Source organism: Cellulomonas sp. Y8 (genome assembly GCF_008033115.1).
Classification (GTDB): Bacteria; Actinomycetota; Actinomycetes; order Actinomycetales; family Cellulomonadaceae; genus Cellulomonas.
In genome coordinates, this window is sequence record NZ_CP041203.1 from 1,353,861 (window position 1) to 1,371,182 (window position 17,322).

Below are 17,322 nucleotides of genomic sequence, written 5' to 3' on the forward strand. Positions count from 1 at the left end.
GGGCCGCCGCGCGGTGCGCACGGCCCTGTGGACCGTCATCGCCGTCTGCGGCCTCGCCTACGCCACCTCGCTCGCGGTCCCGCTGTGGTTCCAGGCCAACGGCCAGCGCCTGCTCATCGTCACGTCCGGCTCGATGTCCGGCCCCGAGCAGGGGTCGTTCGACGCCGGCGACGCCGTGGTCATGCGCCGGATCGACGACCCGTCGCAGCTGCGCGTCGGCCAGGTCGCGACGTTCTGGCCCGCCGGCGGCGACCAGCTCGTGACGCACCGGATCGTCGCCCTGCGCAACCTGCCCGTCCTCCAGCAGGACGCGGCCAGCGGCCGCATGGTCCAGGCCTACGACCCCGAGACCGGCGACGCCCTGACCCGGCCGTACATCTACACGAAGGGCGACGCCAACGCCGAGCCCGACCCCAACGCCACCCCGCTGAGCCAGGTCCGCGGCATCATCCTCGACGTCTACCCGCGCTGGGGCTGGGTGCTCGACTGGGCGGGCTCGGCGCAGGGGCGGGCCGTGATGCTGGTGCCGCCGCTCGCGGCGCTGGCCACGCTCGAGGTGCTGTCCCTGCTCGACGACCGGCGCGCGCGGCGCGCCGCCGGCGAACGCCGACCGTCCGCGCGCGAGCGGCACGACGATGCGCTCCTCCTCGGCTGACCGGCGCCCCGCGGCGGGGGCGCAGGAGGCGACCGGTGGCGCGGCGGGCGCGGCGGGCACTGCGGGCGCTGCGGGCTCGACGCCGGACGCGGGCGAGGCGCCGCTGCTCGGCCGCTGGGGCCGGCTGGTCCTCGCGACGCTCCTGGTCGGCGCCGCGCTCATCGGCCCGGCGGCGGGTTTTGCGTCGGCGCAGTTCGGCTCGACCGCCACGGTGACCATCACGATCACGATCACCCCGACGGACGGCGCGACGCCGGCCCCGACGGACGCCCCGACCGCCACCCTGGACGAGCCGACCCCGCTCCCCTGATGCGCGTGCGCACCGTCGCCGAGATGGCAACTCTCGGCTGAGCGCGGAACGCACCACGCAGCCGAGAGTTGGCATCTCGGCGACCGTGCATGGGCACGGACGCGGCGGCGACTCGGGCTCGAGCGGCACCACCCGGCGGTCGAGGCCCAGGTCGGTGCCGTCGCTTCTGGTCGACGGCGGTCCTGTGACGCGCGTGCTCGTCCCGACGTCTTACATATATTGAATGCATTGTCGCATCCGGTCAAGGCAGAATCGACCCTCCACGTCGCCCACGGGCGCACCACAGGACGCGACCGGCGCCCACCACCACGCGCGGAAGCACCGTTGCGCCGCTGGGTCCCCGTCACTTATATTCAACATGCTCACTCCCGTCGCGACGGTGCGGCGGTTTCGATGACGAAGACGGAGGAGCACGTGGCTCGATGGATCGAGGACCTCGTCCGCGAGGTCGGCACCGCCGTCCGGGAGCGCACCGACGCGACCACGGCGCAGCGGTTCGAGGCCGCCTACGGCGACACGCTGCGCCGCACGGTGCAGCCCCAGCCCGACGGCACGGCGTTCGTGGTCACCGGGGACATCCCGGCGATGTGGCTGCGGGACTCGAGCGCCCAGCTCGCGCCCTACCTGCACGTCGCGGGCGATCACGCCGAGGTCGCCGACCTGCTGGTCGCGGTGAACCGGCGGCAGCTGGACCAGGTCGCCCGGGACCCGTACGCGAACGCGTTCAACGCCGGCCCGACCGGCGCCGGGCACGCGGGCGACCGCACGCAGCAGTCGCCGTGGGTGTGGGAGCGCAAGTACGAGATCGACTCGCTCTGCGCGCCGCTGCACCTCGCCGCGGACATCCGGCGGGTGACCGGCCGCACCGACCACCTCGACGAGCGGTACCGCGCCGCCGCCCGGGCGACGATCGCGCTGTGGCGCACCGAGCAGGACCACGAGGCCCGCTCGCCCTACCGGTTCGAGCGGGACGACTGCCCGCCGTCGGACACCCTGGTCCGCGACGGGCGAGGGACGCCGACCGCGGTCACCGGGATGTCCTGGTCCGGGTTCCGCCCGAGCGACGACGCCTGCCGGTACGGGTACCTCGTCCCGGGGAACGCGTTCGCGTCCGTCGTGCTGGCGGACGTCGCCGACGCGGCCGACCACGTCCTCGGCGACCACGACCTCGCCGCCGAGGCCCGCGTGCTGCGCGCCGAGCTGGAGCGCGGCATCGCCGAGCACGGCGTCGTCGAGGTCGCGGGACACGGCGCGATCTACGCGTACGAGGTCGACGGGCTGGGCGGCGCGCTGCTGATGGACGACGCGAACGTCCCCAGCCTGCTGTCGCTGCCCTACCTCGGGTGGTGCTCCCCGGAGGACCCGCTGTACCTGGCCACCCGGGCGTTCGTGCTCAGCCCGGACAACCCCACGTATCTCGTGGGGACCGCGGCGCGCGGGCTCGGCAGCCCGCACACCCCGCCGGACCACATCTGGCCGATCGCGCTCGCGCTCGAGGGCCTCACCAGCACCGACGACGCCGAGCGCGCGCGGCTGCTGGACACGCTGCTGGCCACGGACGCCGGCACCGGGTCGACGCACGAGTCGTTCCACAAGGACGACCCGACCCGGTTCACGCGCGAGTGGTTCTCCTGGGCCGACGCGATGTTCTGCGAGCTCGTGCTGGAGGTCGCCGGGCTGCGCACCGCCGCCCGCCCCACGCCCGCCCCGCGCGCCGTGGCCGGGAGCGCGTCGTGACCGGGGCGGTGGCCACGGCGCCGGCCCGGGCGCCGCGCCGCGCACCCGCGCAGCGGCCGGTGAGCGCCACGGCGCGGCAGATGCGCCGCGCCGGCTGGTGGTTCCTCGCCGTGCCACTGGCGCTGTTCGTGGTCTTCATGCTGCTGCCGATGGGCATGGCGGCGGTCATCAGCCTCACCGACTACGCGATCATCGGCGACACCACCTGGGTCGGCTGGGAGAACTACGCGCGCATCTGGGACGACGCGTTCTTCTGGACGGCGCTGCGGAACACCGCCCGGTACACGCTGATGTACGTGCCGCTCGGGCTCGTCGTCGCCCTGGGGACCGCGCTGCTGCTGAACCGCTCGTACCGGGCCGTCCGGCTGTTCCGGACCCTGTTCTACATCCCGGTGGTCTCGTCCACGGTCGCCACCGCGACCATCTGGTACTGGCTGCTCAACCCGCAGAAGGGTCTGCTCAACGTCGCTCTCGGCTGGTTCGGCATCGACGGCCCGCGCTGGCTCTACGACTCCCAGTGGGCGATGACCGCGATCGTCCTGATGAGCGTGTGGGCCGGGTTCGGCACGAACATGATCATCTTCCTGGGCGGCCTGCAGGGGGTGCCCGGCGACCTCTACGAGGCGGCCCGCCTGGACGGCGCGAACCTGTGGCAGCAGTTCCGGTACGTGACGCTGCCGTCGCTCACGCGCACCACGTTCCTCGTCTCGACGCTGCTGATCATCGGGGCGTTCCAGGTGTTCGACCAGGCCTACGTCCTCACGAAGGGCGGGCCCGGGAACTCGACGGTGACGATGGTCTACTACATCTACAACAAGGGCTTCGGCTCGCTGGAGATGGGCTACGCCTCGGCGCTGTCGTTCGTGCTGTTCCTCATCATCCTGGTGTTCTCGCTGGTCAACGCGCGGCTGAACCGGCCGGGCGACAGCGGCCGCGTCCGCAGACGGCGCGTGCCCGCCGCGGTGCCGAGCACGGTGGCCGCCCGATGACCGCCGTCGCCGAGCGCCCGGCCCCCGCCGCCGCGCCGACCCCGCCGTCCACCCGCCCGCGGCCGCGCTCCCGCCGTCGGCGCCTCGGGGCCGCGGTCTGGTACGTCGCCGTCACGGTCCTGGCGGTCGTCATGGTCGCGCCGCTGGTCTGGACCCTGGCCACGGCGTTCAAGCCGGCCACCGAGATCCTGTCCGGCGCGCTGTCGCTGATCCCCGACAACCCGACGCTCGCCAACTTCGCGCGGGTGTTCCAGGACGTGCCGTTCGGCCGGTACTTCGTCAACTCCCTGGTCCTCGGGATCGGCGGGGCCGTCACGAACGTGTTCTTCGGCGGGCTCGGCGGCTACGCGCTCGCCAAGCTCCGGTTCCGGGGCCGCGCCGGGGTCTTCGCGCTGTTCCTGTCGTCGCTGATGATCCCGGGCATCGTGACGATGATCCCGACGTTCCTGATCCTGCGGCACTTCCCGCTGGCGGGCGGCAACGACCTGCTCGGCCAGGGCGGGCTCGGCCTGCTCAACACCTACGCCGCGGTGATCGTGCCCGGCGCGGCCGGGGCGTTCGCGGTGTTCTTCATGAAGCAGTTCTTCGAGACGCTGCCGGACGAGCTCGGCGAGGCCGCGCGCATCGACGGCGCGAGCGAGTTCCGCATCTTCGTGCAGGTGTACTTCCCGCTGGCCCGCGCCGGTCTGGCCGTGCTGGGGATCCTGTCGTTCCAGGCCGGCTGGAACAACTTCCTGTGGCCGCTGATCGTGCTGAACGACCCGTCGATGATGACCGTCCAGGTCGGGCTGTCGTCGTTCGTCAACGACTACGAGACCGCGTTCGGCCCGCTGATGGCCGGGACGGTCGTCGCCAGCCTGCCCGTGCTCCTGGTCTTCCTCGTCGCGCAGCGCTGGATCATCGAGGGCGTCGCCCACGTCGGCAGCAAGTGACACCCTCCCCCTCCCACCTCCCTGACCCCCGCACGCCCCGACCCATCCCTGAGGAGAGCTCGATGAGGAGATCTACCACCACCGGCGTCGCCCTGGCGCTCGCGTCCCTGCTCACCGTCACCGCCTGCGGCAGCGGCGGCGGCGACGGCGGCGGGACCGGCTCCGGCGACGGCCCCGAGCCCGTCGTGTTCTGGGGTTCCTGGTCCGGCGACCAGGTCGCCCAGCTCGAGGAGCAGGCCGCCGCGTTCAACGCCTCGCAGGACGACTACGAGGTCGAGTACGTGTCCCAGGGCCTCGTCGAGGAGAAGCTGCTGACCGCCCTCGCCGGCGGCGCCGTGCCGGACGTCGTGCTCTGGGACCGGTACCAGACGTCGCTGTACGCCCCGAAGGGCGCCCTGGCGCCGATCGACGACATGGTCGCCGCGGACGACGTCGACCTGGACGCGTTCTACGCACCCGCGCTGGGCGAGATGGAGGTCGACGGCGCGCTGTACGGCCTGCCGCTGCTGGTCGACAACCGGTCGCTGCTGGTCAACCAGACGGCGCTCGACGAGGCCGGCGTCACCGCGCCGACCACCTGGGACGAGCTGCGCACGGCCGCGGTGGCGCTGACCCAGCGGGACGGCGGCACGCTCGAGCGCGCCGGCTTCGACCTCAGCGACCCCGGCCTGTTCAACATGTTCCTCACCCAGGCCGGCGGCTCGTTGCTGAACGAGGACGAGACCGAGACGGCGTTCAACAGCCCCGAGGGGCTGGAGGTGCTCGCCCTCTGGCAGGACCTGATGGACGAGGGCGTGTACGAGCTCGGGTTCGGCGACGGCACCGACCCGTTCGCCGAGAGCACCGTCGCGATGAAGCTCGACGGCCCCTGGGCGCTCGCCACGCTGGACCAGGTCGACGGCCTCTCCTACTCGGTCGTCGAGCCGCCGACGGGCCCCGCCGGCCCCGGCGCGTACATGGGCGGCTTCGGGCTGGTGATCCCGGAGGGCGCGAAGAACCCCGAGGGCGCCTGGGAGTTCATGCGCTGGTGGACGACCCAGCCGGAGAACGGCGTCGCGTTCGGCGAGATCTCGGGCTGGATCCCGGCGAACGTCGAGGCCGCGAACGACCCCTACTTCACCGAGGACCCGAGATACGCGGCGTACATCCGCACCATGGACTACGCCCAGGTCCGGCCGAACGTCGAGGGCTTCTCGGACGTCGAGGGCAAGGCGCTGGTGCCCGCCCTCGAGCAGTTCATGGCCGGCGAGCTGTCCGCCGAGCAGGCGCTGCAGCAGGCCCAGGAGCAGGGCGACGCGCTGCTCGCCGCGGCGCGCTGAGCCGCCAGCCGCATCCGCACCCGGCCCGCGTCGCCTCCTCGGCGGCGCGGGCCGGGCACCGCACCGCACCACTCGGAGAACGGGGAACCACCGATGACCACCACCGACGACCGCGACTGGGGTCGGGTCGCCGACCTGGCCCAGGACAGCCTGGACCACTTCTTCGGCGCGCCCTGGCCGCAGCACCTGCACAACAGCCACCCCGCCGGGCACCGGCCAGCCGGCGACCTTCAACTACTGGTGGCTCGCCCACGTCGTCGACGTGCGGGTGGACGCCTGGGAGCGCACCGGTGACCCGCGCTGGCTCGACCGCGCGCGGGAGACCGTCGACAACATCGTCGAGCGCAACGGCGGCTCGCTGTTCAACGACTACTTCGACGACATGCTGTGGTTCGCGCTCGCGCTGCTGCGGCTGCACGAGGCCGACGGCGACCCGCGCCCGCTCGCCGACGCCGTCGCGATCTGGGACCACGTCGTCGAGCACGGCTGGAACGACGAGCAGGGCCCGAGCCTCGCGTGGCGCAAGCAGCAGCTCGCGTACAAGAACACCCCGGCGAACGGCCCGCTCGTCATCCTGTCCCTGCGCCTGGAGCGCGCGGTCGACGACCCCGGGTCGCGCGCGTTCCGCTCCTACGCGGAGCGCGCGCTCGGCTGGCTGGAGCGGACGCTGGTCGGGCCCGACGGGTTCGTCGAGGACGGCGTCAACCGCGAGGGCGACGGGCGGGTCGACGTCCAGTGGCGCTTCACCTACAACCAGGGGCTCTACATCGGCGCCCTGGTCGAGCAGGGGCGCACGACCGGCGACCCGTCGGCGCTCGCGCGGGCCGTGCGGACCGCGCGCACAGCGATCACCGAGCTCAGCGACGGCACCGTGTTCCGGGACGAGGGTGACGGCGGGGACGAGGGGCTGTTCAAGGGCGTGTTCTACCGGTACCTCGGCACCCTGCTGGCCGTGCTGCCCCCGGGGGACGACCGGTCGGCGCTCGAGGCGTTCGTCCGCGCCGGCACCGACGCACTCGTGGCGCACGGGCTGCACGACGGCCGGCTGCGACCGGGCAACGACTGGAGCCGGCCGACCAGCGGCCCGATCCCGTACTCGACCCTGCTCAGCGCGATCATGGCCGTGGAGCAGCGCTGCCGGATCGAGGCGGGGTACCCGGCCCGGGAGCGGGTCGCCGCGGCCGAGGGGTGAGCGCCGTGCCCCCGCCCGACGGGTCAGCCCGCGGGCGGGGGCGCGGTCGACGACCCGACGACCAGCTCCGTCGGGAGCAGCACCTTCTCCACGGCGCTCCGGTCGGCCCGCTGCCGGCGCACCCCGTCGATCGCCCGGTCGCCCAGCGCGGCCTGCTGCTGCCGGACGTGGGTGAACCGGAACAGTCCGTCGTCGAACGCCGCGTCCGGGTGGTCGAAGCACACCACCGACACGTCCTCCGGCACGCGCAGGCCGAGCCGGCGGCACGCCTCCCGGAGCAGCAGCGCGATGTTGTACTCCGCCGCGAGGTAGCCAGTGACGTGCGGGTGGGCACGGACGAAGTCGACCAGCCGCTCGACGTCCTCCTCCTTGGTCACCGTGCTGCCGGGCACGGTCGAGCCGATGGCCCGCAGCTCCGCGGTGTCGTCGAGCGTCCGGTGGAACGCCGCGTGCGCGTGCACCCAGCCGTTGCGGCGCTCCTCGCTCGTGGAGACGTGGCTGGCGGCGCTGACGAACCCCACGCTCGTGTGCCCGAGCTCGAACAGGTGCGCCGTCGCCGCGATCGCTCCCGCGAGGTTGTCCGACCGCACCGACGACACCGGGATGCCGTCGTACACGCGGTCGAGGATCACCAGGGGGAACCGGCGGGTCACCAGCTCGAGCGCGGCGGGGGGGATGTACTCGGACGACGACGGCTGCAGCACGAGGCCCGAGACACCCGCGTCGAGCAGCGACCGGATGCTCGCGTCCTCCCGCTCGACGTCGCCGGACGACCGCTTGAGCACGAGGTGGTCGTCGGTCCCGGCGCCCGCCAGCAGGCCCTCGAGCACGCGGCTGCCGAACGTGTCGTCGAAGTTCGTGACCACGCAGCCGATCAACGGCCGGGCGGGCGCGGAGCCCGGCGCCCGCGAGGTCTGCGGCTCCGCGCTGGTCACGAACGTCCCGAGCCGCGGGCGCCGCACGATCAGGCCGTCCGCGCGCAGCAGGTCCAGGGCCCGCTTCACCGTGATCGCGCTGACCGAGTACTCCTGGGACAGCTCGGCCTCGGAGGGGAGCCGGTCGCCGACGGCGTAGGTGCCGTCCGCGATGCGGTCGCGCAAGGCGTCGTAGACCTGCCGGTAGAGCACCACGCGTGACCTCCGTCGATGTCGTTCGATCATATTCAATCTATCGGCGCGTGCCGCCGCGCGTGCCCCAACGCGCCGCGCGGCGTGGTGCGGGCGCGGGAGACTGGCACGCAGCGGGGACGCGACGGAGCGGCCCCGCCCGACGGACCGGGGGTGGGCATGCTGCTCGAGGACAGGATCGCGGTCGTCTACGGGGCGGCCGGCGCGGTCGGCGGCGCGGCCGCCCGGACGTTCGCACGGGAGGGCGCGCACGTGGTGCTCGTGGGCCGCCGGCGCGACCCGCTGGACGCGGTCGCCGACGACGTGCGGCGCGCCGGCGGGCACGTCGAGGTCGCCGTCGTGGACGCGGCCGACCCCGAGGCGGTGGACGCGCACGTCGGCGCCGTGGTCGCCGAGCACGGCCGGCTGGACGTCAGCCTGAACGCGACCAGCCTGCGCGGCGACCTCCAGGGGACGCCGCTGCGCGAGATGCCGGTCGACGACTTCCTGCTGCCCGCGATGACCGGCCTGCGCTCGCAGTTCTGCACCGCCACCGCCGCGGCGCGCCGGATGACGGAGGCGGGCTCGGGGGTGATCCTCACGTTGTCCACCTCGGCGGCGGCGCTGGCGGGCCGGGACCGGCGGTTCCACGCGACCGGCGGGTTCGGGGTGGCGTGTGCGGCGGTCGAGGAGCTGACCCGCTCGCTCGCCGGCGAGGTCGGCCGGCACGGGGTCCGGGTGGTGTGCCTGCGGCCCGACGCCCTGCCGGAGACGTGGGGCGAGCGGACCCCGGCGGTCCGCGAGGCCGAGCGGTTCATGACCGAGGGCACCGCGCTCGACCGGATGCCGACGCTGCAGCAGGTGGCGGACGCGGCGGCGTTCGCGGCGTCGGACCGTGCGGGGGCCGTCACCGGCGCGATCCTCGACCTGACGTGCGGCTCGGTCATGCAGCGCTGAGGTCGTCACGAGCGCATGAGGTCGTCACGAGCTCGTGAGGTCGTCACTCATGAGTGACGACCTCACCAGGATGTGACGACCTCACCGGTCGAGGCGCCGGGGCGCGGGGCCGCAGGCGCACCGGGACCCCGGGGCGCGTAGCGTCGGGGGCACCATGGGTCGGGAACCGTTCGCGGACCGGGCGCAGGCGGGCGCCGCGCTCGCGGGGCGGCTCGCGGCCTCCGCGAGGCCCCCGTCCGACACCGAGTCCCGCGCGTCGACGCCGCGACCGCCCGTGTCCGCCTCCGCTCCTCCCGCGTCCACCTCCGCCGCGTCCGCGCCCGCCCGGCCGGGCGTCGTCGTGCTCGCGGTCCCCCGCGGCGGCGTGCCCGTCGCCGTCCCGGTCGCCGAGGCGCTCGGCGCGCCGCTCGACGTGCTGGTGGTGCGCAAGCTCGGCCTGCCGCGGCAGCCGGAGCTCGCGATGGGCGCGCTCGCCGGGCTGGGCGGCGAGGTGGTGGAGGTGCGGCACGAGCCGGTGCTGCGCGCGGCCCGGGTGCCGGCGGCGGTGCTCGACGCGGTGCGCGCGGCGGAGCTCGTCGAGCTGCGGCGGCGCGAGGCGGCCTTCCGACGCGACCTGCTCGCGCTGCCCGTCGCGGGGCGGGCGGTGGTCGTGGTCGACGACGGGGCGGCGACCGGGTCGACGGTCCGCGCGGCGGTGGCCGCGCTGCGCCGGGGCGGCGCGGGGCGGGTCGTCGTGGCGCTGCCGGTGTGCCCGCCCGACACGGCCGCCGTGCTGGCCGCCGAGGCCGACGAGCTGGTGTGCCTCCGGTCGCCCGCGCGGTTCCAGGCGGTGGGGCTGGAGTACGCGGACTTCGCACCGCCGCGCGACGACGAGGTGGCGGGCCTGCTGCGGGCGGCCCGCGCGGCGCGGCCGGCCTAGGTGGGAGTCAGCTGAACCCGATGGCCCGTTGCGCCACCCGGTACGCGAGCACCGACACCCGGCGCCCCGCGGGACCGGGCAGGTTGGAGATCTGCCCGAGCACCGACCAGCGCACCTTGCGGTACAGCCACGGGTCCTGCGCACGCAGCTCGGCCCACAGCCGGTCCTTCTCCGCGAGGTGCCCGCGGGTCCCGGCGCGGATCAGCAGGATGGACGACACGGCGCAGATGATCTCGACGTAGTGCAGCCGGTAGGCCCGCAGCCGCCGGTCGGCGACCCGCACCCGCGACAGGTGCTCGAGCATGAGCCGGTTGACCCGCAGCTGCTGGTCGATGCGCCGGATCATCACCGCCTCCTGCACCGACTGGTCCGAGCGCCCGATGAAGTACCGGTACAGGTCGACGTCCAGGTAGTACAGCGTCGAGACGTGCGCGAGAGGCACCAGGGCGTACAGGTTGTCGACGTAGAAGGTGTGCTCGGGCAGCACCAGGCCCGCCTCGCGCAGCACGGCGGTCCGGTAGGTCAGCGCGTGCATCATCAGGTACTGCCGCTTGGCGAACCGCCGGGTCTGCCCCCAGTGCAGCACCCGCCCCGCGGGCAGCGCGCCCTGGTAGCGCACGACGGTCTTGGTGCGCTTGCCGACCTTCTCGTACACGAAGTTCGACACCAGCAGGTCGACCGGCCGGCCGGCGTCGAGGAACCCGCGCAGGGTGGCCAGCACCGAGGCGAGCGCCGGGCCGTCCACCCAGTCGTCCGCGTCCACGACCTTGAGGTACGCGCCGCGCGCCTCGGCCAGGCCGGCGTTGATCGCGGACCCGTGGCCGCCGTTCGGCTTCGAGATCAGCCGCACGGTGCCGGGGTGCGCGGCCTCGTAGGTGCGGGCGAGCGCCGCGGTCCCGTCCGTCGAGCCGTCGTCGACGACCAGCACCTCGACGCCGTCGGCCCCCACGAGGGAGTCGAGGGCGCGCGCCAGGTACGGCTCCGCGTTGTACGCGGGGACGACGACGGTCAGGACGGGGGTGCTCACGCCGAGCGCACCTCCGTGGCGTCCGCGGCGGCGGCCGGGGCCGCGTCCTCGGGGACCTGCTTGAAGATGACCTTGAAGATCGGGAAGAACACCCAGAACGAGATCGCCGCGTTGATGATCATCGTGACGAAGTCGGCCAGCGTCTCGCCGGTGCCGCCGAGGCCCCAGGTGTCGATGAACAGGTCGTAGATCGGCGCCTTGTACAGGCCCTGCAGCGCGGCCGCGGCGATCGTGATGATCACGTACGCGATGGCGTACCAGGTCGCGGCCTTGGCGACCGACGAGTTGGACTTGAACGTGATGCTGCGCTGGGCGAAGAAGTTGATGACCTGGGCGATCAGCAGGGTGATCTGCACGGCCAGGAAGTATGCCAGGCCGCCACCGCCGCCCGGGAGCGCACCCTCGGCGTAGTCGAAGACGAAGTACTGCGAGCCGTCCGGGTTGGAGCCGATCGGCCAGACCTGGAACGAGGTGTCGACCAGCGACGTCATGCCGAACAGCCACTTGATGAGCGGCATGAGCGCGAGCTGCAGCACGGTGATGCCGTTGCTCAGCACGAAGAACACGACGAACTGGGCGACGCCCGGCCGCTTGGTGGCGAACCGGCCCCAGGCGTCCTTGAGACGGGTGAACATACGAGCGGGTCTCTCTTCCAGGAGGTCAGGCGTCGCCGCGCAGCTGGCGCGCGGTCTCGCGGTTGGCGCGGCGGTTGCGGAGGAACCCGCGGATCGTGGCGCCGGCGCCGGCGAAGAAGTGGCCGTTGACGATGCGGACGATCCCGTCCACCATCTCGGCGCTGACCATGCCGTTGGTCATCTTCCCGATGGCCCGGAACGGCATGTTGAGCAGGAACAGGATGTTCAGGTCCGGCTTGCCCTTGCGGTCGGCACGGTCGCGGAGCAGCGCGAGCACGCGGTACGCCAGGCGCGCGAGCGGGCTGCGCGCGGTCTGCATCCGGCCGAGCGCGTCGTTCACGCCGAGCGGCCCGGACCAGGCGGCCGCCGGGATCGGGCGGCCGAGCAGCGCCGCGAAGTCGGCGTCGGGCACGTGCCGGACGTCCCCGGTGCGGTACCGGACCGGGACCGCGTCCTCCGCCACCGGCGGCACGGTGCCTGCCACCTCGACGGTGGCCTTCTCGGACAGGTCGGCGACGTTCGCGCCGGCGAGCACGGTCCAGGTGCCGCGCTCGACCTGCCAGGACCCGGTCCCGACGTCGAAGTGCCGGAACGCCGCGTCCCCCAGGGGGACGGTCACGGTGGTCGACTCCCCCGGGGCGAGCTCGACCCGGGCGAACCCGGCGAGCGTGCGGTCCGGCCGGTGCACGCCCGGCGTCTCGCGCCGCACGTAGACCTGGACCACGTCCGAGCCGGCGACGGCGCCCGTGTTGGTCACGGTCACGGTGGCCGCGTCGGCCGTCGCGGTCAGACCGGAGTACGCGAACGAGGTGTACGACAGCCCGAACCCGAACGGGAACGTCACCGGCACCCCGGCGGTCGTGTAGTACCGGTAGCCGACGAACAGGCCCTCGCGGTACTCCGCGGTCCGCTGCTGCCCCGGGAACGTGTCCGCGGTCGGGGTGTCCGACAGCCGCACCGGCACGGTCTCGGCGAGCCGCCCGGCCGGGTTCGCGGCGCCGGTCAGCACGTCGAGCAGCGCGCCCGCGCCGGCCTGGCCGGACAGGTAGCCGTGCACCAGCGCCTGCGCGGAGCCGAGCCACGGCATCTCGACGACGCCACCGGCGGCCAGCACCACGACGGTGCGCGGGTTCGCGGCGTGCACGGCCTCGAGCAGCTCGGTCTGCGCCGCGTGCAGCATGAGGGTCGACCGGTCCAGGCCCTCGGACTCGGCGATCTCGTCCAGGCCGAGGAACAGCAGGGCGACGTCGGCGCCCCGGGCCGCCTCGACGGCCTCGGCGCGCAGCGCGGCGTCGGGGGTGCCGTTGCGCCGGAACCCGGCCGCGAACGACGTCATCTCCAGCCCCGAGTCGCCGATCACGTCGAGGACCGAGTCCAGGCGGGTCGGGTTCACGGCCGAGGAGCCGGCGCCCTGGTAGCGCGGGGTGCGGGCGAAGTCGCCGATCACGGCGACCCGGGTCCCGGCGGCGAGCGGCAGGATCGCGTCCTCGTTCTTCAGCAGCACCGCAGCCCGCGCCGCCACCCGGCGGGCCAGCGCGTGGTGCGCGACCTCGTCGACCGGCGCGGCCGTCCCCGGCTCGCGGGCCTCGGCCACCAGGCGCAGCACCTCGGCGGCCCGCGCGTCCAGGTCGGCCTCGGCGAGCCGGCCGTCGCGCACCGCGGCGACGAGCTGCCGCGCGGAGTCCAGCCCGGCCGCCGGCATCTCGAGCGTGCCGCCCGCGGCGGCCGCGGCGACGACGTCGTTCGACCCGCCCCAGTCGGAGATCACCGCCCCGTCGAAGCGCCACTCGTCCCGCAGCACCGTCTGCAGCAGGAACGGATCCTCGTGGGCGTAGGTGCCGTTCACGAGGTTGTAGGACGACATGATCGTCCGCGGCTGCGCGGTCTCGACGACGATGCCGAACGCGGTCAGGTAGATCTCCCGCAGCGTCCGCTCGTCGACCACGGAGTCCGACGCCATCCGGCGCAGCTCCTGGGAGTTCGCCGCGTAGTGCTTGGGACAGGCCGCCACCCCGGCGGACTGGATGCCGCGCACGTACCCGGCGGCCATCCGCCCGGCCAGCAGCGGGTCCTCGGAGAAGTACTCGAAGTTCCGCCCGCCCAGCGGGGACCGCTTGATGTTCAGGCCCGGGCCGAGCAGCACGTCGACGTCCTGGGCGGCGGCCTCCGCACCCAGCGCCCGGCCGACCTCCTCGGCCAGCTCGGGGTCCCAGGTGTTCGCCACCGCCGCGGCCGTCGGGAAGCAGGTCGCCGGCTGCGACTCCGCGATGCCGAGGTGATCCGCGGCGCCGGTCTGCTTGCGCACGCCGTGCGGGCCGTCCGCCAGCCAGATCGAGCGCACCCCGTGCCGCGGCAGGTCGTGGGTCTCCCAGACCGTCTTGCCGGTCAGCAGGGCGGCCTTCTCCAGCAGGGTCAGGTTCTCGATCATGACGTCCTCGGCTGTCGTGCGCGGTGGCGGTGGTTCAGGGGCCGGGGCGAGGGCCCCGGCCGCCGGGCCGGCAGTGGTGGGCACTGCCGGCCCGGCGGGGCGGCTCAGCGGGTCAGTGCCCCGCGGAGACCGGCTCGGCGTCGCCCTGGGGCGCCGCCGGCTCGGTCGCCTTCCGGTGCCGGACGACGCGCCGGGTCACCATCAGGGCCCCGGCCACGACGAGCAGGCCGACCAGGATCGACGCGCCGATCTGGATGTAGACCCAGGTGGGCGGGGTGTAGGAGACCGTGGCCCCCGGCGCCAGCCCGTTCACCGCGTTGGAGTTCGCGACCGTGAACAGGATGTTGTGGGTCGCCTCGCGGATGTCCGTGACCGCCTTGGCCGAGGAGGTGTCCCCGAACGACTTCGACGGCTGGAAGGTGAGCGTCAGGTCGGTGCCGGCGCTGATGCTCTGGTTCGGGTTCATGTACGGGTAGAGGTTGAAGTCCGAGATGGCGAAGCCCTCGAAGCCCCACTCCCCGCGCAGGACGTCCGTCATGAGCGCCTCGGAGCCGCCGGCCCAGGTGGCGCCGATGCGGTTGAACGAGCTCATGATCGCGGTGGAGCCGACCGTGGTCGTCTCGATCGTGCCCTCGTCGTCGGCCAGGTACGGGACCTCCATCGAGATGTTCTTGACGGCCATCTCGAACGGCTTGAGGTAGATCTCGCGGATCGTCTGCTCGGTCGCCCAGGTGGCGATGCCGTTGTTGACCCGGTTGGTCTCCTGGTCGTTCAGCGCGAAGTGCTTGAGCGTGGTGTAGACGCCCTTCTCCGCCGCGCCGTTGGCGACCGAGGTCATCATCAGGCCGGACAGGAACGGGTCCTCCGAGTAGTACTCGAAGTTGCGGCCCGCGAACGGCGAGCGGTGCAGGTTGGCCGCCGGGGCGTACCAGCCGTTGATGTCCTTGAACATCGCCTCGTTGCCGAGCATCTCGCCCATCGCGCGGCCCAGGTCCACGTCCCACGTCTGCGCGATGAGGAACTCGGACGGGTAGGCCACGCCGTTGATCGACGAGTTGATGAAGGAGGAGAAGCCGGCCGGGCCGTCGGGCTCGGTGGTCTGCGGCTTGCCGATCGAGCCGATGGCGGCGGTCTGGTACGCGCCGTTGAGCAGCATGTCGGTCATGTCGCCGACGCTCAGCGAGTCGAGGAGCTCGTCCCACTGCGGGTCGTCCTTCGCCAGACCGCGCATGTCGATGAGCGACAGGTCGGTGCTCGCGCCGGTCGTGGGCATGTCGCCGTCGAAGGCGTCCGCCTCGCCCTCGGTGTCCCAGGCGGCGAAGCCCTCGGCGACGGCGTCGCTCGCGACCAGCTGGTCACCGGTCGGCGCGGTCGGGAAGGTGCCGGCGAAGTCCGCGCGGGACATCGCCAGGATCTTGCCGTCCTCGGGCTCGGTGCTGAACTGCGCCGAGACGTCGTCGAACTGGTTGGTGACCTCGGCGAGGTCGGTGGAGCGGTGGTTCTCGCCGGAGTACACGACGTCGGAGTCGACGGTGTAGGTGATCGGCTCGGTGCCGGCGGCGACGGTGTGCGAGTCGGTGCGGACCGAGATCGCGTAGTCCCCGGCCTCGAGCACGTAGGCGGCGGCGTCCGCGTAGTCGTAGGACGCCATGTCCTCGACCGGGAGCTCCAGGGTCACGGACTCGCTCGCGCCGGGCTCGATGACGCCGGTCTTGGCGAAGTCGCCGAGGACGACCTCGGACTTCTCGATGCCGCCCGGGGTGTACGGGGCGGTGTAGTAGAGCTCGACGACGTCCTTGCCCGCGACGGTCCCGGTGTTGGTGACGTCGACGGTCACGGCGATGGTGCCGTCCACCTCGCCGGCCTGGGTGCCGGTGACGGTCCAGGCGAAGTCGGTGTACGACAGGCCGTAGCCGAACGGGTAGACGACGGCCTCGTCGTAGTCGAGGAAGCCCTCGGCCGCGGCGGTCTCGTAGTACCGGTAGCCGAAGTAGATGCCCTCGGCGTAGTTCACGAACGGCGCCTCGTCGGTGACCGTCGCGTTCGACGTGGCGGTCTCGACCGCGGAGACGGGGTACGACACCGACAGGTTGTCGTAGAGGAACCCGCCGAAGTTCACGAAGGTCGGGTCGGCGGTGAAGTCCGCGGCCCACAGGTCCGAGGTGCGCCCGGACGGGTTGACGTCGCCCGACAGGATGCTGCCGACGGCGTTCAGGCCGGTGGCGCCCGGGGAGCCGGCGAGCAGGATCGCGTCGACCCCGGTGTCCGCCTGCAGGTCGCCCATCTCGATGGTGGTCGAGGAGTTCACGACGACCACGACCGTGTCGAAGCTCGCCTTGGCGAGCTCGATGAGGTCCTTCTCGTCCTTGTTGAGCTCGAGCTGGTGCTGGCCCGGCTCCGCGTTGTCGTCCCAGTCGGACATGTCGCGGGTCAGGTCGCCGCCCTCGCCGCCGGGGCGGCCGATGTAGACGACCGCGGCGTCGGAGTACTCGGCGAAGGACGAGGACTGCGCCTCGTAGCCGTCGACCGGCATCTCGCCGATGGAGTAGGTCGAGATGTCCGGGCGGTCCATCTCGATGAAGCCGCGCGGGTTCTCGGCGGCGTACGCCTCGATCGCGCCGTACACGGCGTCGTTCACGGTGAAGCCGGCGTTCTCCAGGCCCTGGCGCGCGTTCACGGCCGAGTTGGTGTCCACCGAGCCGGAGCCGGAGCCGCCGAACACGGGGTCCGCGGCCGCGCGGCCGAGCATGGTCACGCTGGACCCGGCCGCCAGGGGCAGCGCGGCGCCCTCGTTCTTCGCCAGGACGATGCCCGCGCCGGAGATCTCCTCGACGAGCTCCTTCGCGGCGGCGTCGACCTCGTCGATGCTGTCGAAGTCCGCGCTGTAGTACTCGGTGTCCCAGTCGGCCGACTCCTCGGCGTTCGTGAACTCGTACGTGCCCGAGCCGAACTGGGAGGCGACCCAGCCGCCGGCGACGACGAGCGCGACGTTCGCGACCACCGCGATCACGGTGACCAGCGAGAGCACCGGCACCCAGATCCACAGGTACTTCTTGTTCGACATCGGCCTCTTCGCGCGATCGGCGTTCTTCGCCCTGGCGTTCACTGCATTCCTC

At 73.1% G+C, this 17,322-nt stretch carries 15 protein-coding genes; 10 read left to right on the top strand and 5 right to left on the bottom strand.

What is annotated here, in order from left to right; genetic code table 11:
- The first annotated feature begins 13 nt into the window (after positions 1 to 13).
- The 8 genes from FKM96_RS05995 (at position 14) to FKM96_RS06030 (ending at position 7,134) form a co-directional block, all read left to right on the top strand.
- A complete protein-coding gene (locus tag FKM96_RS05995) occupies positions 14 to 655 on the top strand; it encodes a signal peptidase I (protein WP_147794461.1) in 642 nt (213 codons plus the stop codon).
- On the top strand, positions 636 to 965 hold the full coding sequence (locus FKM96_RS06000) for a hypothetical protein (RefSeq protein WP_147794462.1): 330 nt from the start codon (positions 636 to 638) through the stop codon (positions 963 to 965). The genes FKM96_RS05995 and FKM96_RS06000 overlap by 20 nt, the downstream gene beginning before the upstream one ends.
- A gap of 393 nt (positions 966 to 1,358) precedes the next feature.
- Positions 1,359 to 2,702 (top strand): glycoside hydrolase family 125 protein, encoded by a 1,344-nt coding sequence (locus FKM96_RS06005; protein ID WP_147794463.1) that lies wholly within the window; start codon positions 1,359 to 1,361, stop codon positions 2,700 to 2,702.
- Between the two features lie 59 nt (positions 2,703 to 2,761).
- Positions 2,762 to 3,691, top strand: a complete 930-nt coding sequence (locus FKM96_RS06010) for a carbohydrate ABC transporter permease (protein ID WP_246855225.1) — start codon at positions 2,762 to 2,764, stop codon at positions 3,689 to 3,691.
- Entirely contained in the window at positions 3,688 to 4,623 is a 936-nt protein-coding gene (locus FKM96_RS06015) for a carbohydrate ABC transporter permease (RefSeq protein ID WP_147794464.1), read from the top strand. The genes FKM96_RS06010 and FKM96_RS06015 overlap by 4 nt, the downstream gene beginning before the upstream one ends.
- A gap of 62 nt (positions 4,624 to 4,685) precedes the next feature.
- Entirely contained in the window at positions 4,686 to 5,942 is a 1,257-nt protein-coding gene (locus FKM96_RS06020; RefSeq protein WP_147794465.1) for an ABC transporter substrate-binding protein, read from the top strand.
- A 93-nt stretch (positions 5,943 to 6,035) separates the two neighbouring features.
- Entirely contained in the window at positions 6,036 to 6,236 is a 201-nt protein-coding gene (locus FKM96_RS06025) for a hypothetical protein (protein ID WP_147794466.1), read from the top strand.
- Complete coding sequence (locus tag FKM96_RS06030; RefSeq protein ID WP_246855226.1) at positions 6,211 to 7,134, top strand: glycoside hydrolase family 76 protein; 924 nt, start codon at positions 6,211 to 6,213, stop codon at positions 7,132 to 7,134. Before FKM96_RS06025 ends, FKM96_RS06030 begins: the two co-directional genes overlap by 26 nt.
- 23 nt (positions 7,135 to 7,157) lie before the next feature.
- On the opposite strand, the gene FKM96_RS06035 is transcribed toward FKM96_RS06030, so the two are convergent.
- Complete coding sequence (locus tag FKM96_RS06035) at positions 7,158 to 8,264, bottom strand: GntR family transcriptional regulator (RefSeq protein ID WP_168216890.1); 1,107 nt, start codon at positions 8,262 to 8,264, stop codon at positions 7,158 to 7,160.
- Between the two features lie 156 nt (positions 8,265 to 8,420).
- Here FKM96_RS06035 and FKM96_RS06040 point away from each other — a divergent pair, with 156 nt between their 5' ends.
- The gene (locus FKM96_RS06040) at positions 8,421 to 9,197 is read left to right on the top strand and encodes an SDR family NAD(P)-dependent oxidoreductase (RefSeq protein WP_147794469.1); all 777 of its coding nucleotides are present in this window, start codon (positions 8,421 to 8,423) and stop codon (positions 9,195 to 9,197) included.
- Positions 9,198 to 9,351: 154 nt separating this feature from the next.
- Positions 9,352 to 10,116 carry a phosphoribosyltransferase gene (locus FKM96_RS06045; RefSeq protein ID WP_147794470.1) on the top strand — a complete coding sequence of 255 codons (765 nt, stop codon included), beginning with the start codon at positions 9,352 to 9,354 and terminating at the stop codon, positions 10,114 to 10,116.
- Between the two features lie 7 nt (positions 10,117 to 10,123).
- On the opposite strand, the gene FKM96_RS06050 is transcribed toward FKM96_RS06045, so the two are convergent.
- The 4 genes from FKM96_RS06050 to FKM96_RS06065 all read right to left on the bottom strand — a co-directional run bounded on the left by FKM96_RS06050 (position 10,124) and on the right by FKM96_RS06065 (position 17,312).
- Entirely contained in the window at positions 10,124 to 11,143 is a 1,020-nt protein-coding gene (locus tag FKM96_RS06050; protein ID WP_147794471.1) for a glycosyltransferase family 2 protein, read from the bottom strand.
- Positions 11,140 to 11,778, bottom strand: coding sequence for a hypothetical protein (locus FKM96_RS06055; RefSeq protein ID WP_147794472.1), 639 nt, complete (start codon positions 11,776 to 11,778; stop codon positions 11,140 to 11,142). The genes FKM96_RS06050 and FKM96_RS06055 overlap by 4 nt, the downstream gene beginning before the upstream one ends.
- 25 nt (positions 11,779 to 11,803) lie before the next feature.
- The gene (locus FKM96_RS06060) at positions 11,804 to 14,206 is read right to left on the bottom strand and encodes a glycoside hydrolase family 3 C-terminal domain-containing protein (RefSeq protein WP_147794473.1); all 2,403 of its coding nucleotides are present in this window, start codon (positions 14,204 to 14,206) and stop codon (positions 11,804 to 11,806) included.
- A gap of 112 nt (positions 14,207 to 14,318) precedes the next feature.
- Complete coding sequence (locus FKM96_RS06065) at positions 14,319 to 17,312, bottom strand: glycoside hydrolase family 3 C-terminal domain-containing protein (RefSeq protein ID WP_246855227.1); 2,994 nt, start codon at positions 17,310 to 17,312, stop codon at positions 14,319 to 14,321.
- Positions 17,313 to 17,322: the final 10 nt, after the last annotated feature.